At 69.9% G+C, this 25,210-nt stretch carries 21 protein-coding genes; 2 read left to right on the forward strand and 19 right to left on the reverse strand.

What is annotated here, in order from left to right; translation table 11 throughout:
* Positions 1-9 precede the first annotated feature (9 nt).
* Both rarD and groES read right to left on the reverse strand, forming a co-directional pair.
* Positions 10-939, reverse strand: coding sequence for an EamA family transporter RarD (gene rarD, locus ACK5KK_RS05355; RefSeq protein WP_416889056.1), 930 nt, complete (start codon positions 937-939; stop codon positions 10-12).
* A gap of 103 nt (positions 940-1,042) precedes the next feature.
* Positions 1,043-1,339 carry a co-chaperone GroES gene (gene groES, locus ACK5KK_RS05360; RefSeq protein WP_416889057.1) on the reverse strand — a complete coding sequence of 99 codons (297 nt, stop codon included), beginning with the start codon at positions 1,337-1,339 and terminating at the stop codon, positions 1,043-1,045.
* Positions 1,340-1,510: 171 nt separating this feature from the next.
* Between groES and ACK5KK_RS05365 the strand changes: the two genes are divergently transcribed.
* Positions 1,511-2,698, forward strand: a complete 1,188-nt coding sequence (locus ACK5KK_RS05365; protein WP_416889058.1) for a THUMP-like domain-containing protein — start codon at positions 1,511-1,513, stop codon at positions 2,696-2,698.
* A 114-nt stretch (positions 2,699-2,812) separates the two neighbouring features.
* Here the strand turns inward: ACK5KK_RS05365 and ACK5KK_RS05370 are convergent, their stop codons facing one another.
* The 9 genes from ACK5KK_RS05370 to coaA all read right to left on the reverse strand — a co-directional run bounded on the left by ACK5KK_RS05370 (position 2,813) and on the right by coaA (position 10,423).
* Positions 2,813-3,238 (reverse strand): hypothetical protein, encoded by a 426-nt coding sequence (locus ACK5KK_RS05370; RefSeq protein ID WP_416889059.1) that lies wholly within the window; start codon positions 3,236-3,238, stop codon positions 2,813-2,815.
* Positions 3,235-4,290 carry a tRNA (adenosine(37)-N6)-threonylcarbamoyltransferase complex transferase subunit TsaD gene (gene tsaD / locus ACK5KK_RS05375; RefSeq protein ID WP_416889060.1) on the reverse strand — a complete coding sequence of 352 codons (1,056 nt, stop codon included), beginning with the start codon at positions 4,288-4,290 and terminating at the stop codon, positions 3,235-3,237. The genes ACK5KK_RS05370 and tsaD overlap by 4 nt, the downstream gene beginning before the upstream one ends.
* On the reverse strand, positions 4,287-4,856 hold the full coding sequence (rimI, locus tag ACK5KK_RS05380) for a ribosomal protein S18-alanine N-acetyltransferase (RefSeq protein WP_416889061.1): 570 nt from the start codon (positions 4,854-4,856) through the stop codon (positions 4,287-4,289). The genes tsaD and rimI overlap by 4 nt, the downstream gene beginning before the upstream one ends.
* Positions 4,853-5,506: a tRNA (adenosine(37)-N6)-threonylcarbamoyltransferase complex dimerization subunit type 1 TsaB gene (gene tsaB, locus ACK5KK_RS05385; protein ID WP_416889062.1), complete on the reverse strand. Its 654-nt coding sequence runs from the start codon at positions 5,504-5,506 to the stop codon at positions 4,853-4,855. The genes rimI and tsaB overlap by 4 nt, the downstream gene beginning before the upstream one ends.
* A 61-nt stretch (positions 5,507-5,567) precedes the next feature.
* Positions 5,568-6,026 carry a tRNA (adenosine(37)-N6)-threonylcarbamoyltransferase complex ATPase subunit type 1 TsaE gene (tsaE, locus tag ACK5KK_RS05390; RefSeq protein ID WP_416889078.1) on the reverse strand — a complete coding sequence of 153 codons (459 nt, stop codon included), beginning with the start codon at positions 6,024-6,026 and terminating at the stop codon, positions 5,568-5,570.
* Positions 6,027-6,073: 47 nt separating this feature from the next.
* A complete protein-coding gene (gene alr, locus ACK5KK_RS05395) occupies positions 6,074-7,195 on the reverse strand; it encodes an alanine racemase (protein WP_416889063.1) in 1,122 nt (373 codons plus the stop codon).
* Entirely contained in the window at positions 7,192-7,551 is a 360-nt protein-coding gene (locus ACK5KK_RS05400; protein ID WP_416889064.1) for a holo-ACP synthase, read from the reverse strand. Before ACK5KK_RS05400 ends, alr begins: the two co-directional genes overlap by 4 nt.
* A gap of 9 nt (positions 7,552-7,560) precedes the next feature.
* Positions 7,561-9,411 (reverse strand): glutamine--fructose-6-phosphate transaminase (isomerizing), encoded by a 1,851-nt coding sequence (gene glmS, locus ACK5KK_RS05405; RefSeq protein WP_416889065.1) that lies wholly within the window; start codon positions 9,409-9,411, stop codon positions 7,561-7,563.
* A 61-nt stretch (positions 9,412-9,472) separates the two neighbouring features.
* Positions 9,473-10,423: a type I pantothenate kinase gene (gene coaA, locus ACK5KK_RS05410; protein WP_416889066.1), complete on the reverse strand. Its 951-nt coding sequence runs from the start codon at positions 10,421-10,423 to the stop codon at positions 9,473-9,475.
* A gap of 42 nt (positions 10,424-10,465) precedes the next feature.
* Here coaA and ACK5KK_RS05415 point away from each other — a divergent pair, with 42 nt between their 5' ends.
* Entirely contained in the window at positions 10,466-11,410 is a 945-nt protein-coding gene (locus ACK5KK_RS05415) for a Ppx/GppA phosphatase family protein (RefSeq protein ID WP_416889067.1), read from the forward strand.
* 8 nt (positions 11,411-11,418) lie between these two features.
* Here the strand turns inward: ACK5KK_RS05415 and glmM are convergent, their stop codons facing one another.
* The 8 genes from glmM to ACK5KK_RS05455 all read right to left on the reverse strand — a co-directional run bounded on the left by glmM (position 11,419) and on the right by ACK5KK_RS05455 (position 24,673).
* Entirely contained in the window at positions 11,419-12,762 is a 1,344-nt protein-coding gene (glmM, locus tag ACK5KK_RS05420) for a phosphoglucosamine mutase (protein ID WP_416889068.1), read from the reverse strand.
* An 8-nt stretch (positions 12,763-12,770) separates the two neighbouring features.
* The gene (gene rpsI / locus ACK5KK_RS05425) at positions 12,771-13,259 is read right to left on the reverse strand and encodes a 30S ribosomal protein S9 (protein WP_416889069.1); all 489 of its coding nucleotides are present in this window, start codon (positions 13,257-13,259) and stop codon (positions 12,771-12,773) included.
* Positions 13,260-13,290: 31 nt separating this feature from the next.
* Positions 13,291-13,737 (reverse strand): 50S ribosomal protein L13, encoded by a 447-nt coding sequence (gene rplM, locus ACK5KK_RS05430; RefSeq protein WP_416889070.1) that lies wholly within the window; start codon positions 13,735-13,737, stop codon positions 13,291-13,293.
* A gap of 148 nt (positions 13,738-13,885) precedes the next feature.
* Entirely contained in the window at positions 13,886-14,584 is a 699-nt protein-coding gene (locus ACK5KK_RS05435) for an endonuclease/exonuclease/phosphatase family protein (protein WP_416889071.1), read from the reverse strand.
* Between the two features lie 12 nt (positions 14,585-14,596).
* The gene (locus ACK5KK_RS05440) at positions 14,597-15,478 is read right to left on the reverse strand and encodes a tRNA pseudouridine synthase A (protein WP_416889072.1); all 882 of its coding nucleotides are present in this window, start codon (positions 15,476-15,478) and stop codon (positions 14,597-14,599) included.
* On the reverse strand, positions 15,475-16,362 hold the full coding sequence (locus tag ACK5KK_RS05445) for a PfkB family carbohydrate kinase (RefSeq protein WP_416889073.1): 888 nt from the start codon (positions 16,360-16,362) through the stop codon (positions 15,475-15,477). The genes ACK5KK_RS05440 and ACK5KK_RS05445 overlap by 4 nt, the downstream gene beginning before the upstream one ends.
* Before the next feature lie 26 nt (positions 16,363-16,388).
* Positions 16,389-17,429, reverse strand: coding sequence for a GNAT family N-acetyltransferase (locus ACK5KK_RS05450; protein ID WP_416889074.1), 1,041 nt, complete (start codon positions 17,427-17,429; stop codon positions 16,389-16,391).
* A 632-nt stretch (positions 17,430-18,061) separates the two neighbouring features.
* Positions 18,062-24,673, reverse strand: coding sequence for an SdrD B-like domain-containing protein (locus ACK5KK_RS05455; RefSeq protein WP_416889075.1), 6,612 nt, complete (start codon positions 24,671-24,673; stop codon positions 18,062-18,064).
* Positions 24,674-25,210 lie beyond the last annotated feature (537 nt).

A 25,210-nucleotide genomic window follows, 5' to 3' on the forward strand; every position in this document is an offset into this window, starting at 1 on the left:
TGCCGGCGTTCACACGACCGGGCCGACCGGAGCTGTCCGCGCACGCCGCGCGAACCGCAGTGAATCCGCCGTCAGCAGAATCAGCGCCACCCACACCAGCGCGAACCCGATCCATCGCTCCAGCGGCATCGGTTCGCCGAGCACCCACACCCCGGTGACGAACTGCAGGATGGGCGCGACGAACTGCAGGATGCCGAGGAGGGTCAGCGGTGCGCGGCGCGCACCGGCGGCGAACAACAGCAGCGGAACGGCCGTCACGGCGCCCGCCGAAGCCAGCAGCACCGTGTGGAGCGGTCCCAGCCGTCCGAGGGTCAGCCCCGTGGTCGCCGCGACGATCGTCAGCTGCACCACCGCGACCGGCAGGAGCCAGAGCGATTCCAGGGTGAGCCCACTGACGGCATCCACCGACGGTCCGATCTTGTTCTTCACGAGCCCGTAGAAGGCGAAGCACGCGGCCAGGATCAGCGCGATCCAGGGGAACGTGCCGTAGCCGACCACGATCACCACGACCGCCGCGCCGGCAATGCCGATCGCGATCCACTGCAGCGCCCGGAGCCGTTCCCGCAGCACCAGCACCCCCAGCAGCACCGTGAAGATCGGGTTGATGAAGTAGCCCAGGCTCGCCTCGATCACCCGACCGGTGAGCGTGGCGATGAGGTAGGTCTGCCAGTTGACGTAGATGAGGCTCCCGGCCACGATCGTCCACGTCACCAGCCGCCGGCTGCGGAGGATCGCCCTCACGCGGCGCCACGTGCGCATGACGGTCAGCAGCAGCACACAGAACAGGAACGACAGGATGACTCGCCAGCCGACCACCTCCCACGAGCTCGTCGGGGCCAGCGACAGGAAGTAGATCGGGAGGAACCCCCACAGCACGTATGCCGCGAACGCGTACAGCCCGCCGACCGCGTGTTCACGGGCGGGGTCGGCGGCTGTCACAACTGTCAGCCTACGGGCTCGCGGGCCGGCCGGATCCGGCCCCGGAACACGACGAGGGGCTCGGATGCCGCGGCATCCGAGCCCCTCGTTCCCAACGCTGGTGTCAGCGGATGACGACCGCCAGGACGTCGCGGGCCGACAGGACGAGGAACTCGTCGGCGCCGAATTTGACCTCGGTCCCGCCGTACTTGCTGTACAGCACGCGGTCGCCGACGGCGACGTCGAGCGGCACGCGGTTGCCGTTGTCGTCGATGCGACCCGGGCCCACCGCGACGACCTCGCCCTCCTGGGGCTTCTCCTTCGCGGTGTCGGGAATGACCAGGCCACTCGCGGTGGTCTGCTCAGCCTCGACCTGCTTGATGACGATCCGGTCCTCGAGCGGCTTGATGGAAACCGACACGGCTTACCTCTTTCTTGTTCGTGCTTGGGGTTGTTGCTTGCGGGGGTCTTCGGAGAGACTCGTCAGCACTCTCACCCCGAGAGTGCTAACGCCAGTCTAGGGCGCCGCTGGCACTCACGCAACGCGAGTGCCAGTGCGCCTCGTCCCCGGCGCGCACCGTACGCTGGACGGGTGGAACGGAGTGCACTGGCGGTCTTGCTGACGCCGGAGGGGTTGCGCCTGGTCGACGGTGTCGGCGAGGTCGGCTCGACGGCCGACGTCGCCGGTCTGGTGACGCGGTTGCGCCGCGACGGCCACTCGCCCGATCTGGTCTCGGCCGTGATCTCCCAGGCGCGCCTGCGCACCAGGGCGGTCGCGAAGTTCGGGCCCTTCGCCCAGCGGATGCTGTTCACCCGCGCCGGTCTCGAGCAGGCCACGCGCCTGGAGGTGGCCGCCCTCCACGCGGCACGGTTCCGCGACGCAGGGCTGGCGCGGGTCGCCGACCTCGGCTGTGGCATCGGCGGCGACGCGATGGCGTTCGCCGGCATCGGCCTCGAGGTGACGGCGGTGGATGCCGACGAGGTGACCGCCGCGGTCGCCGCGTACAATCTGGCACCGTTCGGCGACACGGTTCGGGTGCGCCACGACACCGCCGAAGGCACCGACCTCGGCGACCGGGACGCGGTCTGGCTCGATCCGGCCCGCCGCGCCGCGGGACACGACGGCACGACCCGGCTGCGGCCGGAGGATTGGTCGCCGCCGTTGACGTGGGCCTTCCCGCTGTTGGCGCGGCTCCCCGGCGGGATGAAGCTCGGCCCCGCATTCGGGCGGGACGAGGTCCCCGAGGGGTTCGAGGCGCAGTGGGTCAGTGTCGACGGCTCCACCGTGGAGCTCGTGCTGTGGTCGGGCGTCCTGGCCCGGCCGGGCGTGACACGGGCCGCCCTCGTCATGCGCGACGGCGTCCGGCACGAGCGGACGGCGGTCGGTGACGCCGTCGACGCCGAGGTGCGGGAGCTGGGCGCGTTCGTGCATGAGCCGGCCGGATCGGTCATCCGCGCCCACCTGATCGGCGATGTCGCCCGCGAGCTGGATGCCGGGATGCTGGCCGAGCGGGTCGCCTATCTCACCGGCGACGCCGCCCTGACCAGCCCGTTCGTCCAGTCCTTCCGGGTGCGCGAGCGACTGCCCGCGGACGTCGCGCGGCTGTCGAAAGCGCTGCGAGAACGCGGCATCGGCACGCTGGAGATCAAAAAGCGCGGCGTCGACATCGACCCGGCAGCGCTGCGACCGCGGCTCAGGCTCCGCGGTGACGCGCACGCCACCCTCATCCTCACCCGCATCGACGGCGCACGGGTCGCGATCCTCGCCGATCGCGTGTGACGCGGGCACCGAGCCACCCCGGCACGCCGGTGACACCGAGCGGCGCACACGACGCCGGTCACACCATGCGGCCTACTCGAAGCCGCTCACACCAAGCGGCTCAGAGGAGACAGATCACACGAACAGGTCGCGCTGCGACCACGCCCACCACAGCCACCCGGCGCTGTACACGAGCGACAGCGCGCTCAGACACAGCGCCCACACCGCCACGCCGCGCGCCTCCCACGGGCGGCGCAGCGCGATGATCGCCAGCACGAGTCCGGCCACGCCGAGCGGAATCCCCCAGCCGACCACGAGTGACACCGCGAGCGCGACCACGGCGCACAGCAGCGCCCAGCCGGCCGCCCGCGGCAGCGGCGGCGGTGACGACGGCGCCCATTGCGCGTCGTCGTGGATGTCGGTGTGCACGGGTACGGTCACCGGCACCGGCGCGGTCAGCTCGCGCCGGTATCCGCCGCGGTGCGCGCCCGGCAGCGGCGCCGCCTCCTGGGGTGTCTCGAGGTCGTCCCCGCGCGGGGTGACAGCGCTCGGATCGGTCATGCGCGCACCGCCACCTGGATGTCGGTGACGGGCAGCGTCGAGTCGGCCCCGAAGTCGAAGGTGGATGCCGCGCGCCCCGCCATGATGAGTTCCGCCGCGAGTCCCGCGATCATGGCGCCGTTGTCGGTGCACAGCGACAGCGGCGGGATCCGCACCTCGACGCCCGCCGCCTCGGCGCGCGCGAGCGCGACCTCCCGCAGCCGTCGGTTGGCGATCACTCCCCCGCCCAGCAGCAGGCGCGGCACGCCGTGACGCGCGCACGCGTCGAGCGCCTTCGTGACCAGTACGTCGACCACCGCCTCGCGGAACGACGCGGCCACGTCCGGCACCGGCACCGGTTCGCCGGCCGCCTCGCGCTGCTCCACCCAGCGGGCGACGGCGGTCTTCAGACCCGAGAAGGAGAAGTCGTATCGATGGTCGGCCATGTCGGATGCCCGGGACAGCCCGCGCGGGAACCGGATGGCCTCGGGGTTGCCGGCAGCCGCGGCCCGGTCGATCTCGGGGCCGCCCGGATACGGCAGGCCGAGGATACGCGCGATCTTGTCGAACGCCTCGCCGGCGGCATCGTCCATCGTTTCGCCGAGCAGTTCCACGTCGGAGACGAGGTCACGCACCAGCAGGAGGGAGGTGTGGCCACCGCTGACCAGGAGCGCGACAGTGGGGTAGTCGACGGCCTCGCCGGTGAGGACGTCCGCGGCGAGGTGCCCGACGAGGTGGTTGACGGCGTACAGCGGCACGTCCAGCGAGACGGCGAGCGCTTTGGCGGCGCCGACACCGACCATGAGCGCCCCGGCCAGACCGGGCCCGCTCGTGACGGCCACGGCATCCACCTCGGCGAGCGTCACGCCCGCTTCGGTGACGGCGGACTCGATCGCCGGGTGCAGCGCTTCCAGGTGCGCGCGGGCGGCCACTTCGGGGACGACCCCGCCGTAGCGGGCGTGCTCGTCCATGGACGAGGCGATGACGTTCGCGAGCAGGGTGCGTCCGCGCACGATACCGATGCCGGTCTCGTCGCAGCTGGTCTCGATGCCGAGCACGAGCGGTTCACTCACGAGCGATCCTCCCCCAACGCCGCAGATTCGGACACCGGCGCCGGATTCGGGTGCCGAGGCGCGGACGGTCCGAATCCGGCGATATCCTCCGAATCCGAGAGCCGGTGCGACGCGGACCAGCCGACCAGATCCAGCCGCATCACGACCGCGTCGACGTCGTCGGGCTGGTAGTAGCGCGGGCGGTGGCCGACCTCGACGAATCCCTCCGAGGCGTAGAGCGCCCGGGCCACCGGGTTGTCGGCGCGCACCTCCAGGAAGGTCTCTCGCGCGCCGCGCTCGCGGGCGGTCCGCAGCAGTTCCCGCAGCAATGCGCGGCCCCGGCCGTGCCCGCGCACGTCCGCCGCGAGCGCGATGGTCTGGATGTCGGAGTCGGCGCTGCCCGCGACGACGCGCACGCCCCCGTATCCGACGACGGCGCCGCCCTCGATGTCGACGAGGTAGCGGCCGTGGGGCGAGGCCAGTTCGGCCGCCATCATCGCCTCGCTCCACGCGTCCGCGGGGAACGAGGAGCGTTCGAGTGTCATGATCGGGCCGAGGTCGGTGGCCGTCGCCGCGCGCAGCGTCACGTGCCGACCTTCTTCCTCGCCGACGGCAGCGACACGTCCGGCGCGCGCAGGTAGAGCGGTTCGGGACCGGTGAGGGTACGACCGGCGGCGATCGCCCGGGCGGCGGCGGCCGCGAGCATGGCCGCCGACACCGCGGTGACGTCACGGCGCGCGGCACCGGCGCGCGCCAGGACGGCGTCGAGATCCGCGCGCGGCGCGAGCGCGGCATCGGCCACCCGCACCGGCAGACCGTCGTCGTCGAGACCGGCGTAGACGGTGTAGGCCTCCTCACGGCGACGCGCATCGGTGACGACCGCGAAGCGCTCCGAGGGCGCGCGCGGATCGGCCCGAAGGATGCCGAGTGCCGCAGCATCGTGGCTCGGCACCGCGATCACGGGGACCCCGCGGCCCAGCGCGAAGGCGCGGGCGGCGGCGATCCCGACACGCAGCCCCGTGAAGGGGCCCGGGCCCATGCCCGATGCGACATGCGTCACGACGGCGGAACCTCCCGACGGCGCGACGGCCGCCTCGGCGAGCACATCGCGCAGCAGGTCGCCGATGACCTCAGCGTGCCCGAGGGGATTCGGGCTGGCGCGCTCGGCCAGCACGGTACCGCCGTCGCCGACCGCGGCGACGGCGGTACCCAGGGACGTATCGATGCCGACGATCACAGCATCCAGGGTAGCCGCGCCCGGCTGAACGCCGGCTCTCCACGGATGCCGCGGCCCGGTGTCAGGGGCGGCGCGTGAGGGTGACCCGGCGCGGGGAGCGGTCCTCCAGGTCCGACACGTCCAATTCGCCCGACGAGCCCGCAGCGTCCGACGCGTCCGACGGGCCAGTACCCGCCTCACGGTCGATGTCGACCTCCCACCAGGTCTCGACGAGCTCGTCGACCATGCCGCGGCCCCACTCGACGATCGTCACGGCGTGGTCGAGGTCGAGGTCGAGGTCGTCGAGCTCGACCGCCGACCCCAGCCGGTAGGCGTCGACGTGGATGAGCGCGGGCCCTCCCATCAGCGACGGGTGCGTGCGGGCGATCACGAACGTGGGGCTCTGCACCGGGCCGCGCACCCCGAGACCGGACGCGATCCCCCGCGTGAGGGTGGTCTTACCGGCCCCCAGCGGACCGTTCAGGACCACCAGGTCGCCGGCGCGCAGCTGCGCGCCCAGCCGCCGCCCGAGCGCTTCCATGTCGCCGGGCGTGGCGACCTCGCGCCGTCCGATCAGCTCGTCCGGGATCACGCCGCCGCCTCACGGCGCGGCACCCGCGGCCCGATGCGTGTCACGATCTCGTAGTTGATGGTGTCGGCCGCCTCCGCCCAGCCCTCCACGGGCGGTGCGCCGACGGCGGGGTCACCGAACAGCACGGCGTCATCGCCGACGGCCACCGGATGATCGCCGACGTCGACGACGAACTGGTCCATCGCGATCCGGCCGGCCACCCGGAACGTGCGACCCGCCAGCTGCACCGGACCGCGCCCGGAGGCGTTGCGCGGGATGCCGTCGGCGTACCCGAGCGGAATGAGCGCGAGCGTCGTCTCCTGCCCGGTGCGGTGCGCGTACCCGTACGACACCCCCTGCCCGGCGGGAACCCGCCGCACGGCGGCCACCGCTGCGTGCAGCGTCATCGCCGGGCGCAGCCCGAGGTCGGCGGACGTGCGATCGTCGAACGGCGAGAGCCCGTAGATCGAGATGCCGACCCGCACGCAGTCCAGGCGGGCCTCGGGCAGCGCGATCGCCGCGTGGGATGCGGCGATGTGGTGCAACCGCGGTCGCAGTCCCTGCGCGGCGGCGGCTTCCGAAGCGACGTGGAACCGCGTCAGCGCGCTGCGGTCGTCGGCCTCGCTGGTGTTGGAGAGGTGACTGAACAGCCCGATCACCTCGATGCGTCCGTCGCGTTCCAGGCGCGCCGCCTCGGCGAACGCCGCGCGGTAGTCGGCCGGGGCGATGCCGTTGCGCCCGAGACCGGTCTCGACTTTCAGGTGCACCCCGACCGCGCCCGTGCCGGCGGCCCCGGCGGCGGCGTGCAGTTGCGCGATGCTCGAGATCCCCAGTTCGACGCGCGCGGCGGCCGCTGCGGCGAACGAGGCCTCGGGCGGGTGCAGCCAGGCCAGCAGCGGCGCGTCGATCCCGGCGTCGCGCAACGCCAGCGCTTCGTCGACGTCGGCCACGGCCAGCCGGTCGGCGCCGCCTGCCAGGGCGGCCCGAGCCGATCGGATCGCGCCGTGACCGTAGCCGTCGGCCTTCACGACGGCGATGAGCTCGGCACCGGTCACCCGCCGCAGGTGACGCACGTTCGCCGTGATCGCGGACGTGTCGATGACCGCCTCGCGCATGTGACCGCCGGGGAGCGCGCTCATGCGTCCGGCCCCTCGGCGACCACGTACGCGGTGGCCAGCCCCGCGTCGTGCGAGAGCGACAGATGCACGGCGGTGATGCCGCGGCTGGCGACCACGGCCGCGGTCGATCCGGTGAGGGAGAACACGGGGCGCCCGCTGGCCGCGGAGGTGACCTCGATCTCGCGCCAGTGCACACCGTCGGATCCGCCCAGCGCCTTGATGAGCGCCTCTTTCGCGGCGTAGCGCGCCGCGAGCGAGCGGGGCTTGAGCGCGCGTTCAGCGGGCGAGAAGAGCCGTTCCCCCAGCCGCGGCGTGCGCGCCAGCGACCGCTCGAACCGAGGGATGTCGACGAGGTCGACGCCGATGCCGACGATCACGGGAGCGGGTCACTCCACCGTGACGGACTTGGCGAGGTTGCGCGGCTGGTCGACGTCCAGGCCCTTGGCGGTGGCTAGGCCCATCGCGAAGATGTGCAGCGGCACGACGGCCAGGAGCGGCTCGAACATGGCGCCCGCGAGCGGGATGCGCAGCACCTCGTCGGCGAACGGCAGCACGGCCGAGTCGCCCTCCTCCGCGATGATGATCACGCGGGCGCCGCGCGCGCGGATCTCCTGAATATTCGAGACGACCTTCTTCTGCAGCTCGGCGGAGTGGCGCGGCGACGGGACGATCACGAACACGGGCTGGCCCGGTTCGATCAGCGCGATGGGGCCGTGCTTGAGCTCGCCGGCCGCAAAGCCCTCCGCGTGGATGTAGGAGATCTCCTTGAGCTTCAGCGCGCCCTCCAGCGCGATCGGGTACCCCACGTGCCGCCCGAGGAACAACACCGAGCGGGTGTCGGCCATCCAGCCGGCGAACTCTTCGATGTGGGCCTGCTCGGCATCGAGGATGCGGGCGATCTTGTCGGGTACCTCTTCGAGCTCGCGCACGTGGAGGGCGGACTCCGTCTCGGACAATTCGCCGCGGATCCGGCCGACGTGCAGCGCCAGCAGGTACAGCGCGGTGATCTGCGCCACGAACGCCTTCGTGGAGGCCACCGCGACCTCGGGACCGGCGTGGGTGTAGACGATGGCATCCGACTCGCGGGGAATGGTCGCCCCCTGCGTGTTGCAGATCGACAGGGTCTTCGCGCCCCGTTCGCGCGCGTATTTGACCGCCATGAGCGTGTCCATCGTCTCGCCCGACTGGCTGATGGACACGACGAGGGTGTCGGTCCCGATCACCGGGTCGCGGTAGCGGAACTCGTGCGCCAGTTCGACGTCGACGGGGATGCGGGCCCACTGTTCCAGCGCGTACTTACCCACCATGCCGGCGTAGGCGGCGGTGCCGCACGCGATGACGATGATGCGGCGGACGTCGGCGAACAGCTCGTCGAGACCGTCGAGTTCGGGGATCACGACGGCGGCGTCCTTGAGCCGCCCGCGCAGGGTGTTGGCAACCGCGGCCGGCTCCTCGGAGACCTCCTTGGCCATGAACGAGGGCCAGCCGCCCTTCTCGGCGGCGGCGGCGTCCCACACCACCTCGAACGGCTCCACCTCGACCGGGGCGCCGGTGAAGTCGGTGACTTCTACTCCGCCCGGCGTGATCGCGACGATCTCATCCTGCCCGATGGCGAGCGCGTTGCGGGTGTGCTCGACGAAGGCGGCCACGTCGGAGCCGAGGAAGTTCTCCCCCTCGCCGAGGCCGATCACGAGCGGCGAATTGCGCCGCGCGCCCACGACGAGGCCGGGGTGGTCGCGGTGCATCGCCAGGAGTGTGAACGCGCCCTCCAGGCGGGCCACGACCGTGCGGAACGCCTCGGTGAGGTCTCTGCCGGCGGCATACTCGCGCCCGAGGAGCACGGCGGCGACCTCGGTGTCGGTCTCGCTGCGGAACGTGTAGCCCTGTGCGAGCAGTTCGTCCTTGAGCTCGGCGAAGTTCTCGATGATGCCGTTGTGGATGACGGCCAGCCCGTCGTCGTCGGCGAGGTGCGGGTGGGCGTTCGCGTCGGTGGGTCCACCGTGCGTGGCCCAGCGCGTGTGTCCGATGCCGGTCGTCCCGTCGGACATCGGGTGCGCCTCGAGGTCGTCGCGCAGCGTCTTCAGCTTGCCGGCGCGCTTGCGCATGGCGAGCCGCGACTCACCGTCGATCACCGCGATCCCGGCCGAGTCATACCCCCGGTACTCCAGCCGCGCCAACCCCGCCAGCAGAATGGCCTGGCTGTCCCGCGGTCCCACATACCCCACGATTCCGCACATGACCACCATCCTATGGCGGCGCCGACGGCTCCCGACGCACGCCCGGAACCGCGCCGCCGGGCTACAGTTTGCGCAGCAGGACGGTCTCCACGATGTGGTCGGCGCCCTTGCGCAGCACCAGGTTGGCCCGGTGCTGGGTCGGCTCGACGTTCTCGCGGAGGTTGGGCAGGTTGATGTCGTTCCAGAATCCCAGGGCCGTCGAGACGGCATCCTCGTCGGACAGGTCCGCGAACACGTTGAAGAAGGAGTTAGGGTTCGCGAACGCCCCCTGGCGAAGCGCGAGGAACCGAGTGACGAACCACTGCGCGATGTGCTCGACGTCGGCGTCGACGTAGATCGAGAAGTCGAACAGGTCGCTGACGGCGACGTCATTGGGCGTCGGCGGCGGCGCGAGCACGTTGAGACCCTCCACGATCACCACATCGGGGCGGCGGATCGTCACCTGGGCGTCGGGCATGATGTCGTAGCGCACGTGCGAGTAGAACGGCGCGCGCACCTCCGGCTCGCCCGACTTCACCTCGGACAGGAACCGCACCAGCGCGCGGCGATCGTAGGACTCGGGGAACCCCTTGCGGTCCATGATGCCGCGGCGCTCCAGCTCCGCGTTGGGGTAGAGGAAGCCGTCGGTGGTCACCAGTTCCACCCGCGGCGTCCCGGGCCACCGGCTCATCAGTTCCCGCAGCAGCCGCGCGACCGTCGACTTACCGACCGCCACCGAGCCGGCCACGCCGACCACGAACGGCGTGGTGACATCCGCTTCGTGCAGGAAGGCCGCCGTCTCCGCACCCAGTCGCCGAGTGTTCTCCGCGTAGGTCGACAGCAGCCGACTCAACGGGAGATACACCTCACGGACCTCGATAGGATCGAGCCGGTCGCCGAGCCCGCGCAACTGGACGATCTCGGTCTCGGAGAGCGGATTGGCCACGCCGGGGGCCAGCCGCGCCCACTCGGCACGGTCGATCTCGCTGTACAGCGAATCGAGGATCGTCGCGGTCGGGTCGTCGAGGGCCACGCGCCCACTCTATTGCTTCCCGCGAGGCGGTACCCTGAAGCGGTGCGCCTGGGAGTCCTCGACATCGGCTCGAACACCGTCCACCTGCTCGTCGCCGATGTGAGGCCGGGCGGACGGCCGCTGGCGACGACCAGCAAACGCACCGTGCTGCGGCTGATGCGCTACCTCGAGCCCGACGGCTCGATCAACGACGATGGCGTGCGCGCCCTGGATTCCGCCGTCGCCGAGGCGCGCGCCGTCGCCGACGACGAGAACGTCGTCGAGCTTCTGGCCACCGCCACCAGCGCCGTGCGCGAAGCGAGCAACGGCGCCGCCGTCATCGCGCGCATCGAAGCGGCGCTCGGACAGGAGCTGCAGGTGCTCGGGGGCGAGTCGGAGGCGCGGTTCACGTTCCTCGCCGTACGCCGCTGGTTCGGCTGGTCCGCGGGGCAGATCCTGCTGTTCGACATCGGCGGCGGATCGCTGGAGCTCGCCGCCGGAAGCGACGAGCTGCCCGATGTCGCCGCGTCCGTGCCGCTCGGAGCCGGGCGCATGACGATCGAGTTCCTGCCCGACGACCCGCCCGGCGAGGATGCCGTGGAGGTGCTGCGGGAACACGCGACGCAGACCCTCGGCCCCGTCGCCGAGATGATGTCGAGCCAGCCGCGACCCGACCACGTGGTCGGGTCGTCCAAGGCGATCCGCTCGCTCGCCAAACTCGCCGGCTACCCCGTCCCGGGCTGGAGCGGCAACCAGCGGATGCTGTTGCCGCGCACCGCCCTTGGGTCGTGGATTCCGCGCCTCGCGCGCATTCCGGCCACGGCGCGTCAGGAGCTTCCCGGCATCACCGCAGACCGCACCTTCCAGATCGTCGCCGGCGCCGTCGTGCTGCACACGGCGATGACGGTCATGCGCGTCGATGAGTTGGAGGTCTCGCCGTGGGCGCTGCGCGAGGGCGTCCTGCTGCGCTACATCGAGTCGCTGGCCTGGAACGAGCCGTCGGCCTGACCCGGGCCTCAGCCGCGCACGACATCCGCGAGCCTCCCGGCGATGCGGTGGGCGGTGGGTTCGTCGGCGGCCTCGACCATGACACGGATCATCGGCTCGGTGCCCGACGGACGCAACAGCACCCGGCCGGTGTCGCCGAGTTCCGCCTCCGCGGCCGCCACGGCGACGCGTACGTCGTCGTCGGTGGCGCGCGAGCGTTCGACGCCCTTGACGTTGACCAGCACCTGCGGGAAGACCGTCATGATCGAGGCGAGTTCGGCCAGGCTCTTACGCCGCGCCGCCACTTCGGCGCACAGGTGCAGTCCCGTCAGCAGCCCGTCGCCGGTGGTGGCGAACTCGCTCATGATGACGTGGCCGCTCTGCTCACCGCCGAGGCCGAAGCGCCCCTCGTTCATCCGTTCCAGCACGTAACGGTCGCCCACGGCGGTCTGTTCGACGCGGATACCGTGTTCGGCCATCGCCCGGTGCAGCCCCAGATTGCTCATGACGGTCGCGACCAGGGTGTCGTCGGGGAGGGTGCCGCGGCGTTTCATCGCCACGGCGAGGATCGCCATGATGTGGTCGCCGTCGATGACGTTGCCGTCACCGTCGACGGCGAGGCACCGGTCGGCATCTCCGTCGTGGGCGATCCCCAGGTCCGCGCCGGTGCGGATGACCTCGCCGGCCAGGTGGGCCAGGTGGGTGGACCCGACACCGTCGTTGATGTTGAGTCCGTCAGGGTCGGCGCCGATGACGGTGACCTTCGCCCCCGCGTCGCGGAACGTCTCCGGCGACACGCCCGCGGCGGCGCCGTTGGCACAGTCGAGCACGACGTGCAGCCCGTTCAGCCGGTGCGGCAGCGAGGCGAGCAGATGCACGACGTAACGGTCCTCGGCATCGGCGAACCGGCGGATGCGGCCCACGCCGCCGCCCGTCGGCTGCAGCTTGGGGCCGGCCATCGCCTCTTCGATACGGCGCTCGACGGCATCGGGCAGTTTCACTCCCCCGCGCGCGAACAGCTTGATGCCGTTGTCGGGTGCGGGGTTGTGCGAGGCCGACACCATGATGCCGAAGTCGGCGTCGATGTCACTGATGAGGAACGCCGCCGCGGGGGTGGGTACGACACCGGCGTCGAGCACGTCGACACCGGAGGAGGCCAGGCCCGCCGCGACCGCGGCGGACAGGAACTCCCCCGACACCCGCGGGTCCCGCGCCACGACCGCGGTGAGCCGCCGCCCGGCCGCCGTGCGCGCATCGGCGATGCGTCCCCGGCCCAGGACGACCGCGGTCGCTTGGGCGAGGGTGAGCGCCAGATCGGCGGTGAGGGGGCCGTTGGCCAGCCCCCGCACGCCGTCCGTTCCGAACAGCGCCATCGCGCGGTTCAGCGCTTGGAGTACTGAGGCGCCTTGCGGGCCTTCTTGAGTCCGGCCTTCTTGCGCTCCTTGACGCGGGCATCACGGGAGAGGAAGCCGGCCTTCTTCAGCGTCGGGCGGTTGTTCTCGGCGTCGATCTCGTTGAGCGCACGCGCGATGCCCAGGCGCAGCGCACCGGCCTGGCCGGAGGGGCCGCCGACGGAGATGCGGGCGATCACGTCGTACGCGCCGGTGAGGTCGAGCACGGTGAACGGGTCGGTGATCAGCTGCTGGTGCAGCTTGTTCGGGAAGTAGTCCTCGAACGTGCGGCCGTTGACGGTGATGGTGCCCGAGCCCGGGATCAGGCGCACCCGGGCGATGGCCTGCTTGCGGCGGCCGACAGCGGCGCCGGGCACCGATAGCACCGGGCGGGGCGCGGCCTGCTCGGTGTCGACGGCGGGCGTCTCGGTGGTGTAGTTCTCGGGAGTCTGGTCGAGGGAGTCAGCGATCTTCGCCATCAGATGTTTCCTTTACGTGGATCGGCGGCGCTTACTGGGCGACCTGGTCGAAGCTGTACGGGGTGGGCTGCTGCGCGGCGTGCGGGTGCTCGGCACCGGCGTACACCTTGAGCTTGGACAGCTGCTGGCGACCCAGGCTGTTCTTGGGGAGCATGCCGCGGATGGCCTTCTCCACTGCGCGCACCGGGTTGCGGTCGAGGAGCTCCTCGTAGGACACGGCCTTGAGCCCGCCCGGGTAGCCGGAGTGGCGGTAGGCCATCTTCTTCTGGAGCTTCTGGCCGGTGAGGGCGACCTTTTCGGCGTTGACGACGATGACGAAGTCACCGGTGTCGATGTGGTTGGCGAAGGTGGCCTTGTGCTTGCCACGCAGGAGTGCCGCCGCGTGCGAGGCCAGTCGCCCGAGGACGACGTCGGTCGCGTCGATGACGACCCACTGACGCTGAACGTCGCCGGGCTTGGGAGTGAAAGTGCGCGTCACGATAGTGCTGCTTTCTTGAGTCGAACGGAGATGTTCGTGAATCCCACTCCGGGGCTCGTGTCCGACCGAGGGCCGGGTACGTCACCGATGGAGGGCTCACGTTCGCGGTGCCGACCAGCTGATCTGCGCACCAAAGAGACATCCTACGTCAGCTCGACGGCGATGCCAAACCGTGCGCGAGCGGCGGCGTCACCGTCACCAGGATCGGGAGGTGGTCGCTGGCCCCCTGCGGCAGCGTCGTGATCTCGCGGATCTCGAACCCGACCGAGGTCGCGAAGTCGTAGTGACCGCGGAAGAACCGGTACCGCGTGTACGTGTGCGCATCCGACAGGTTCATCTCGTAGCCGGCGTCACGGATCATCTCACCGAGGTGCTCCTTGAACATCGGGTAGTTGTAGTCGCCCACCATCAGCACCGGCAGCCCCTCGCCCAGCGCGCCCAGTTCGCGGAGAGCAGCGTGGATCTGCGATCGTCGCAGCGAGTTCAGCGCAGTCAACGGCGCGGCGTGGAAGCTCGCGACGATGAGGTGGGCGTTGTGGTCGATGTCGCGCAGGCGGACGCCCAGCACGCGTTCGGCGGCGGGCTTGAGCACCCTGTCGTGCAGCGACTTCTTCAGGGCCAGGGCGCGGACATCGACGGCCTCGAACGTGTTCTGACGGTAGTACACCGCGAGTCCGAGCCGGTTGCGGTGGGTCGCGTCGGCGAGGCGGAGCCCGGCGATGTCGGCGGGCAGTACCGCGGTGTCGGCCTCCTGCAGGCAGAGGACGGCCGGCGCGTGCTTGTCGACGAGCGCTTCCAGCTCGCCCGCCGCGCGGTGTTTGCGCAGGTTGTAGGAGATCACCTTCATGACGCGCCCAGCCTATGCTCCGCGCCCGCGGAACTCGCCATCGTCCGCCTGCCGGCGCGCGCGCGTCTGCTCGGCGCGCACGCCCAGCAACTCGTCGGCCGGGTAGCCGACCTCCGTCAGTGTCAGCCCGCGAGCGGCGAGCACCTTCACCTCATTGGTCCGCACCCGGGCGTCGCGGATGTCGATCAGGTCGGCCGGGTCGAGCTTGCCGTCCCCGACCGCGACGCAGCCGCCGACGAGCGCCCGTACCATGCTGTGGCAGAACGCGTCCGCCTTCACATTGGCCACGACGACGCCGTCGGCGTCGCGATGCCAATCGAACTCCAGCAGGGTCCGGATCGTCGTGGCGCCCTCGCGCGGTTTGCAGTACGCGGCGAAGTCGAACAGCCCCCGCAGCCCGCGGGCTGCGGCATCCATCGCCTCGACGTCGAGCACGGCCGCCACGCTGGTCGTGCGCCCCCGGCTCAGCGGGTCGTAGCCGGTCGTCCGGTCGGCGATGCGGTACTCGTAGCGGCGCCACACCGCCGAGAAGCGCGCGTCGAAGCCGTCGGGGGCTCCGGCGACGCGGTGCACGGCGAGATCGGGGTACTGCCCCAGCACGCCGTTCAGGCGCGGTGCGAGGGCGATCGGGTCGGGGGTGCGGGACCGAGCCAGGCGCGCCCGCTGCACCCCGGTGAGGTCGAGGTGGGCGACCTGACCGGTCGCGTGCACGCCGGCATCGGTGCGACCGGCCACGACCAGGCGCGGGTCGCCGCCCAGCAGGCGCGCCAGTGCCGCCTCGAGCGTGCCCTGCACGGTGCGCAGCCCCGGTTGACGCGCCCAGCCGCGGAACCCGCCGCCGTCGTACGCGAGGTCTAGCCGCAGCCGCGTGGGCTCACCGTCCGGATCGTTCACAGCGCGGCATCCACCTCGGCGCGGGTGGGCGGGTTGGCACCCGAGCGGGAGACGGTGATGCCGGCGGCCACCGCGGCACGGCGCATGGTGCGGGCCAGCGCCTCGCCCGAGGTCAGCAGCTGCGGATCGTCGAGCGCGCTGGCGATGAGACTCGACATGTAGGCATCGCCCGCACCGATCGTGTCGGCGACGGTCACCGGCCATGCCTCCGCCTCGACGAGCCCCTCGGGGCCCAGGCCGAGCGCACCGGCGCCGCCCCGGGTCATCACGACGACGCGCGGGCCGTGCGCGGCGACACGGGCGAGCACGTCGGTCGGCGACAGGTCGGGGTACAGCCACGCAGCATCTTCGTCGCTGAGTTTGACCAGATCGGCGGCGGCCGCCGCTGCCGCGAAGCGCTCCTGCGCCGCGACGTGGTCGCCGACCAGTGCGGGACGGATGTTGGGATCGACGGTGACCATGGAGCCGGCACGGGACGCGCGCGCCAACCGGTCGACCACCGCCGCCGCCCCGGGCGCGAGGAACAGCGCGATCGACCCGGTGTGCACGACGTCGGCGACCACCGCCGTGTCGGGGACGGTCCAAGCGATGTCGAACACGTACTCGGCCGATCCGTCGGGCTGCAGCACGGCGCGCGCGGTCGAGGTGGGTTCATCGGTCCAGGACTCGGTCGCGAGGGCAGCACCCGACGAGGCGAGGTGCTCGGCGATGCGGATGCCGCGGTCATCGCGCCCGATCCTCGTCAGCAGCGTCGCGCCGACGCCGTGCCGCGCCAGGCCGACGGCGACATTGGCTGGGCTTCCGCCGACGAACTCCGACGCGCCGTCGCCGGCGTCGACGATGTCGATCAGCGCCTCGCCGATCACCAGCACCTGTGCCGTCACGTCTGCTCCTGCCCTTTCGTGGTTGCTCACACGCGCTCGACGAGAGCGAGGGAGCGTTCGGTCGCGACGAATCCGAGGCGCTCATAGAGCGTGTTGGCGCGGGTCGGGCTCTCGGTGTCGACGTCGAGCACGGCCTTTGCCAGTCGCGCGTCGCGGATCGCGGCCAGGGAGTGCGAGACGACCAGCGGTGCCGGGCCGCGTCCGCGGTGGGAACGGACGACGCCGATGAGGTCGATACACGAGTTGCTCGCGCCCAGCGTCTCCCAGTCGTCCTCGTTCACCGAGGCGAGGCAGAACCCCACGATGCGCCCGTCGTCGAGCACGAGGCGCGACAGGTCAGGGCGGAAGAACTCGCTTCCCACGAACTGCGCCCACCGCTCGGCATCGGTCGGTCGGCTGCCCCAGTGATCGCGGAACGCGTCGTTGCGCGCGCGCAGGGTGTCGAGGTCGCGCGCGGAGGTGTACGCCGTCACCTCGAAACCGTCCGGGACGGGGGGCAGGACTGGGGCGTCGGCGAGGTCGCGCACCATGGTCGTGAACCACCGGTCCACCCCGAACCCGAACGATTCGGCGAGCGCACGCAGGCCGACGTTGGCCTCGTCGGCGAAGATGGTCATCTTCCCCACCGCACCGCCGCCCTCGAGGGTCGCCGCCGCTTCGGCGAACTGTTCGCGGGCGCGCTGCCGCTCCCATTCCAGCAGCTTTGCGCCGATCCCGCGGCGCCGATGATCGGGATGCACCGTCCCGCTCGGGAAGCCCGTGAGCCGACCGTCGTCGCGCGCCGGATGCAGCAGCACCACCCCCACAGCGAGAAGCGCTCCGTCCCGGTCGACAGCGACCAGGGTGTCGCGCTCGGGATCCAGATGACGCAGCGCGAACTGGTCGGCGATCTCTTCGCGGGGCGTCGTCCAGGTCGGGTGGTCGACGCGGTCGGCGGCGACCGTGAGCGCATGGATGCCGTCGATGTCGGTCCGCGACACACTGCGCCACACGGCGACATCCGGGTGCACCGGAACCCGCGGCGCGGCGACGGCGCCGAGGCGTTCGGCCAGGCTCGTGTCGGTCACCCGCCTACCCTACTCGCGCACGCCGCACGATGGCTGCGGGCTTGTCTCCGGCGACGGCCCGGTCCGGCGAGGGGCCCGGTCGGGACAGGGCTCGTCGGCGCGGGGACGGATCGAGCCAGCAGGGCGCGTCCGCGCGAGGTGGGGGCGGCCAGCGCCCGTGCCGGAACGCCCAAGCCCGCGTCCTCGAGCGGGCGCGGGCTTGGGCGTATGACAGCAGGAGCCGTGTTACTCGGCCTTCTCCTCGGACGCGTCGGCGTCCTCAGCGGCGGCATCCTCGGCAGGCGCGTCACCAGCGGCGTCCTCAGCGGGAGCCTCGGCGGCGGCATCCTCAGCGGGCGCGTCGTCGACGGCATCCTCAGATCGAGCCGGCGTGCACGACGCGCGGCAGGGACGCCGGTGCCGAGATCGCCCACTCGATGTCGAAGGTGTACTGCGCAGATCCGTCCGGCTGGAGTCGGGCACGTGCCGTGGAGGTGACACCGGTCCCCCACGACGCTGCGGCCAGCGCGGCGCCCGACGACGCGACGTGTTCGGCGATCCGGCGACCGCGATCGTCGCGACCTCCCGCGGCCGCAACGGCACCGGGGCCGGATGAGCGTGGTGCTCATCCGGCCCCGGTGATGTCAGGGACCTCAGGCCTCCTGACGGCGACGGTGCATGCGCAGGGCACCGAGGCCCAGCAGCAGGAGCACTCCCGCGATCCCCAGCGGCAGTGCCACGTTCAGCACACCACCGGTCACCGCGAGCGGCGTGTAGATCGAGGCGATGTCGTGGTCGTCCTCATCTCCGGTCGCCGGCGTCTTGTTGATCTCGTCATCGATCAGCTTGTCGTTTCCGTTGTCTTGATCCGGAATCGAGTCGATGTCGACGAGGTCGAGCGGGTTGCCGTTCTCATCGATCGGTGTCTGCGCCGAGATCTCGGCGAAGTTGTCGATCGTGCCACCCGTGAGCACCTCGAATGTGATCGGAACCTGGATCGAGTCGCCCGGCTGCAGCGTCCCCGGAATCCGGATGGTCGCCTGGTCGGTTCCCACCGCGGTCCAGTCATCGTCGGCCAGCTTCAGCTGGCTCGGGATGTAGTCGGTCACCTCGATGTCGGTTGCCGCCACGTCACCCTGGTTGAACACGGTGATCGCGAAGGTCGCTTTGTCTCCGATCTGCACCTGCGGGGACTGTCCCGCAGCAAGGGTCTTGCGCAGCGCGAGGTCGAACACCGGCGGGGTCTTCCCGTTCCAGTCGTCCTCATCCACGACCGGGATGCCGGTCTCGGCACCGATACCGGTCACCCGGGCGGTGTCGGAGTGCTGCTCGTTGTACCCCATTGCGGGCAGGGTGGCGACACAGTCGAAGCTGTCGCCGACCTCGAAGGGACCGTCCCACTCCAGACCCGTGCTCGGACCGCCCAGGGCGGAGAAGTCACAGGTCAGTCCGGTCATGTCCGGACCGTCAGTGGTCTTGTCGCTGACCACGATGTCGGTCAGCGCCTCCGAACCGGAGTTGGTGATCGTGAACGACACCTCGACATCCTCCTCGGACGCAGCCTCGTAGTAGTCGCGGTCGTGGTCACCGGGCACGAGTCCCTCGTTGGTGTTCCACTTTTCGATGTCGATCACCGGCGGCGTGTGCACCGAGGCGATGTCGTGGTCGTCCTCGTCGCCGGTGGCCGGCGTCAGGTCGATCTCGTCATCGATCAGCACATCGGTGTCCTCCTGGTCGGGCACCGAGTCGACGTCCACGATCGGCTCGCCCTCGCGGTCGGTGATCACGTCGCCGTTCTCATCCACAGGGGTCTGCTCCGAGATCTCCGCGAAGTTGTCGATCGTCCCGCCCAGAACCACGGTGAAGGTGATCTGCACCACGGTCGACTCGCCCGCAGCGAGTGTGCCGGGGATCTGGATGGTCGCCAGGCCGTCGCCGGCTGCAGTCCAGTCCTCGTCCGCCAGCGCCAGCTGCTCCGGGATGTAGTCGGTCACCTGGATGTCGGTCGCGTCGACCTCACCCTGGTTGAACACCTCGATGTCGAACGTGACCGTGTCACCGAGCTGCACCAGGTCGCCCTGGCCCTCCGCGAGGGTCTTGCGCAGCGCGAGGTCGAACACCGGCGGGGTCTCCGCGTTCCAGTCGTCCTCGTCGGTCACCGGCACTCCGCTGGTCTCGCCGACACCGGTGACGGTGGCGGTGTTCGAGTGCTCGGCACTCCACCCCATCGCCGGCAGCGTGCCGACGCAGTCGAAGCTGTCACCGATCGCGAACGGACCCGCCCACTCGGTTCCCGTCTCCGGGCCGCCGAGGGTCGAGAAGTCACAGGTGAGACCGGTGATCGCCGGGCCGTTCGTGGTCGAGTCGGACACGACGACGTCGGTCAGGGCTTCCTGCCCGGTGTTGGTGATGGTGAACGTCACTTCGACGTCCTCATCGGCCGCGGCCAGGTAGGAGTCGGTGTCGTGATCGCCATCCACCGGACCCTCGTTGGTGTTCCACTTCTCGATGTCGATCACCGGCGGCGTGTAGATCGAGGCGATGTCGTGGTCGTCCTCGTCGCCGGTGGCCGGCGTCAGGTCGATCTCATCGTCGATCAGCTCGTCGTTGGTGTTGTCCTGATCAGGAACCGAGTCGACATCCACGATCGGCTCTCCGGTGACGTAGGTCACCGTCTCGCCCGACTCGTCGACCGGGGTCTGCTCGGAGATCTCAGCGAAGTTGTCGATGAGACCACCGCTGACCACCTCCAGGGTGATCTGCACCACGGTCGACCCGTCCGGGGCGAGCGGACCGGGGACCTGGATGGTCGCCTGGTCGTCGCCGACCGCCGTCCAGTCCTCGTCCGCCAGCGCCAGCTGCGCCGGGATGTAGTCGGTCACCTGGATGTCGTCGCCGATCACGTCACCCTGGTTGAACACCGTGATGTCGAAGGTGACGAGATCGCCGATCTGCACCAGCTCCGCCTGACCCTCGGCGAGGGTCTTGCGCAGCGCGAGGTCGAAGTTCGGGGTGTAGAACCCGAAGTCCACGGTCAGGTTCGACCGGTTGTCCTCGTTGGTGTCGTTGGTCGGGTCCTCGCCGGTCGGCTCGGCCTGCTGGCCGAGGGTGACCACACCGGACCACACCTGACCGCCGTCGACGATGCCGTTGTCGTTGTTGTCGACATCGGCGTTCGGGTCGGCCTCGGTCGGGTCGGACGAGCGCGTACCCTCCAGCGCACCGCCCTCTGCGAAGTTCGAGGCCGGGATGCCGACGATGTAGTCGCCGGGCTTCAGGTTCTCGAACAGGTAGAGGCCGTCGTCGTCGGTCGTGTCGGTCGCGATCGCGTCATCCGAGTCGATCACGCCGTCGCCGTTGGTGTCGTCAGGCTGGCCGTCGCCGTCGAGGTCGGTGTAGAGCTCCACCACGACCCCGCCGATGACGTCTTCGCCGTCGTCGATGGTCCCGTTGTTGTTGGCGTCGAACCACACCTGGTTGCCCAGGCTGTACGGCGGGCACTCCACCATCGCCGACACGTCGTTGGAACGGATCGGCAGACCGATCTGGTCCACCCGGCCGCCGAACGTGTTCGTGTAGAGGTCGTCACACTGTGCGTTCTCGGTGTCGAGGGTCATCGTGACCGTCTTGGTCTCACCGGGGAGCAACCGCTCGGCTGCCACGGGCGGAGAGGCCGTCGGGTCGGCGACCGCCTGCGCGACGATGTACACCGCGGTGACGCCGAAAGCGGTCTGCGGGCATTCCGTCCCGGGGCCGGACACGACCGCACCCGCGGTCTGGGTGCCCTCGTCCCACTCGCACCACGTGTTGCCGCCGGTGTTGTCGCCGGTGAAGGTGACCAGCGGGTCGCGCGACACATCGATCGCCGGGTCGGCGGTGACGTAGTAGCGATCGGCACCCGAGATGCTCACCAGACCGAGATCGCCCGAGAACGACGAGCCGGGGGTACGTGCGTCACCGATCGTCGCCGGGGTCAGGTTCTGCGCTGTCGTGGCCGATTCCGGCTCCGTGTCACCGTCGTTGTTGTTCGGCAGCACATCGACGAACGTCATCCCGCTCAACCGGGTGTTACCGAGGTTGGTGTAGTTGAGCGTGAAGTGCACGTTGCCGTCGCCGTCGGTCAGGGGTGCGTTCGAGTCGACGTCGTCGAAGCCGATCATCGAGCAACGCTCCTGCCAGGCGGTGAGCGCGTCGCCGGTCAGATCGGCGCCGGGCTGGAAGGTGCACTCGCCCTGCTCGGGGTCGATCGTCTTCACGATCGCGCCGCGGTCAGAGCTCAGCGGCAGGTACGAGTACGCCGTCGACTGCGCGTCCTGCATCGGGTCGCTGGTCCACAGCACTCCGTCGGTCGCGAAGCCGCCGGCGCCGTTGTTCAGGCCCCCGTCCCAGGGGCCGCCACCGGTGCTGGTCAGGTGCGCGGTGTTCGCGATGCCGTTGTAGCTGAGGTCCGCCGCAACGCCGCCCTCGACACGCACCGTGATCCGGATCTCATCGGTCCACACGTTTCCGACCAGGCCCGCCGGCAGGTCACCGGTGTCCTGGGTCGGGTCCGGTTCGCTCAGCTGACACTGGATCGTTCCGGTCTCCCCCACGGCCGGCGTCGTACACGTCGCTGCAGCGCCGGGGGTCGAAGGGTACTGGTCGATGCTCACGAAGCGATACTGTTCGGGCAGAGTGTCGGTGAACTGCACGTTGGTCAGCGCCTCGATCGGCGCGCCGATCGCAGACAGCTTCATCGTGTAGGTGACCAGACCGCCGTTGTCGGTGATGTCGAACGCCCCGGCGTCGTTGGTCTTGATGATCCCCGGCCGCACGCTCTTGATGGTGATGCGGTCGTGGTCGAAGTCGCCCTCCCAGTTGCTGCTCATCGCACCCGAGGCGGAAGCATCGTTCGGGAACGTCGACGCGCCCAGGTCCAGCGTGGAGCGCTGCTGCGTCGTCGGCTGCTCCAACTCGTTGTCCTCGTGGTAGCCCAGGTTGCACCAGCCGCGGTACGACGGCACCGTGGTGGGGTCGCCGTCCACGGCGATGTTGAGACTGCGAGTCTGTTCGCCGTCGCCGTAGTCGTTGTTCGACGGCTGGGTCATCACCGTGCAGTTCTCGGTGGTCGGCTTACCGTCGACGAATTCGCCGATTGCGCGCGAGGAGTGCAGGTAGAGCGACTTGTCATCGTGGTTGATGAACTGGTCGGTTCCGACCACGCCCGACACGTTGAGGAAGAAGCCCGAGGTCGCGGCGTTGCCGGACGGGTTCTGCTCGGTGTGACCGGCCACCTGCTGCACGTTCTGCCAGGGGTAGCTTCCCTCGATGCGCACGCGCACCATGTTGTAGTGGTAGAGGCCGTCGCCAAGCGGCGACACCGCCGCCGAGTCGACCCACTGGCGATCGGTGCCGGTCACCGGGTTGGTGTCGTTGCACTCCACATTGTTCTGCAGGACAGTGGCGTTCTCTTTGTCAGCGGTGAGCTGGTTCGCGTTGACGTCAGGGTCGAGCGCGTACTCGATGTGCACCGACATTCCCAGCTCCGCCATGAGGGCTTCGTCGTAGGGATCGATGGGCGCCGTTCCGGTGCCCCACACCGGGTCGGCGATGGAACCGACGTAGAAGTCCTGGAGCGTCCCGTTCGCCGAGTCGGATCCGTAGGTCCACCCGACCCCGCTGGAGTTGCCGTGGTACAGCCGGTAGTTGTAGTCGGGCATGGCCTGCAACTTGATCTGCGCGGCGTTCCAGGTCATGCAGCCCTGGACGGGCGTGTCGATGTCGGTGGACGTCGACCGCTCGCCGACGAACAGTTGCATGTTCACGGCCTGGCCGCGTGAGACGATTCCCTTACCGGTCCACGGGTTGGTGCGCCACCGGTCGAAGGTGTTGAGGTACGCCCACGGGTCGGCGTCGTTCGGATCGAGGGTCGCGGTCTCCTCCAGCGGAACGTGGAAGTTGTGGCTGCTGGATGCGATCGACGTGTGCGCTTCGGACCAGGTGAGGTGGTTGTGTCCACCGGTGTACCGCGTCTGGTAGTAGTCCGACGTCATCGCCGCCCAGTGGGTCGTATACGCGTCGGTGCCCGAGTCGCCACCACCGCCGCTGCTGCCGAAGCTGAGGTCGCTGACGTTGTCGACGGTCGTGGTCTCCGAGCCCACGAAACCGTTGTTGCCCGACACGTCGATCGGGCTGATCGGCGTGGCCTGTTCGGGGTCGGTGATGACCTCATCCGCAGGGTTCGAGCCGATGAGGTTGTCGAAGGTGACACTCGCCGCGCTGCCCTGCGCCTCAGCGATGTCCGCGGTCGTCATCCACACGACGAGCTGGCCGGTGATCACGGTGCCGGCGTCGTCGACGGGCACCTCGGAGTAGCTCCCGCCGGCGATGTTGATCTGCCATACCGGGTAGGTGCCACCGAGGTCGGAGGTGCAGGAACCGGTCCAGTCCGCGTCCGGCGATGCCTGCGGCAGCAGTACCCCGTTGTCGGGGTCGAGCGGGCCGCAGACGGATCCTTCCACGCCTGCTGCCAGCATCTGGTCCGTTGACGCCAGTGCGGTGTTGTTCGGCGAGTTCCAGAAGTGGTCGAAGAACGAGATGTCCGCCGACGGGTCGATGTTTCCGGAGCCCTTGGGCTGGCCGGTCAGTTGCGGCGCGCCGGTGTTGCGCAGCGACAACGGGAAGATGACGACGTGGCCTTCCTCGCCACCCACGGTGACCGTGTCGGACACGACCGGCCCACCCTTGATCCAGTTGCCGGCGGGAGCCTCCGACACGTACGCCGGGTGCGGCGAGGCGGTCGCGACAACCGAGTCCTCCGCGTCCGTCATCGCGACCGACGCCGTCAGCTCGGTCATGTCGATACCAGTACCCAGCTGAACGATGGGCTTGATCGTGCCGTGGGAGCCCTGTGTCTGCGGACCGAGCACGCACGTCAGCGTGAGGCCGTCCGCACTGATCGTGGACGTGTCATCACACCCGGTGAACATCCCGGTCTGGTCGGGGTTCCACGCGATGTCGTTGGTCACGGCGTCGTAGCTGTCGAGCGTCACCGTGAGCACGGCGTTCTCGGTGTCGCGCTCGTTGACGTTCCAGTCGATGCGGTACGCGTACTGGTCGTAGGTACGAACCACGTAGTTCTGACGACTCTCGTCTTGACCGGGGGTGTGGGTCCCGGTCGTGTTCGTCCACGGGTTGTTGGTGGCCGGTGTCGTCGTCTGATCGACCGTGGGGTCTTCGGGGTCGTCCGCCGTGAACGGCGCGACTCCATCCCAGATCAGAGTCATGGTGACTTCGTTTTGAGGCAATGGGGCCTCTTCTGCATGCGCAGCCGGAGCAAGCATCACACTCGTACAGAGTGCCGCCGAGATAATAACAGCTACCCCCGCGTGCCGCTTCCGAGTGCTCATCGGGTTTGAGCGCAGGAAAAAGTTGGGCATAACGCCGGATCCTATCCGAAGCTATAAACCCATAGCAAATCTCACCCATCAACCCGTTTACAGATGAGCGAAACATGTAACCCGAAATGGCACCCCAGTGCCGTTACGGCAGCCAATTTACCAGGGGCGACGCTCATGTTGCGTGAGATTTTCCTCATCTTCATGGCGCGAGAACTTTCCCGGTACTCCGCCGCGCACGCCGCAGGCCCGTTCCGCGCAATCGGGAACGGGCCTGCGGTGTGTTCGCGCGAGCGGTTCTAGTCCCAATACCGTTCAATTAGAGTTGCATCGGTGTAGTTTGGGGGTATGCCGCGTTCTGGTTGGAGGAAGCCCGAGTCGGATCGGTCGTTGCCGGATCTGGTCTCGGTCGGCCTGTTGATGAAG

Source organism: Microbacterium sp., assembly GCF_047972865.1.
Classification (GTDB): Bacteria; Actinomycetota; Actinomycetes; order Actinomycetales; family Microbacteriaceae; genus Microbacterium.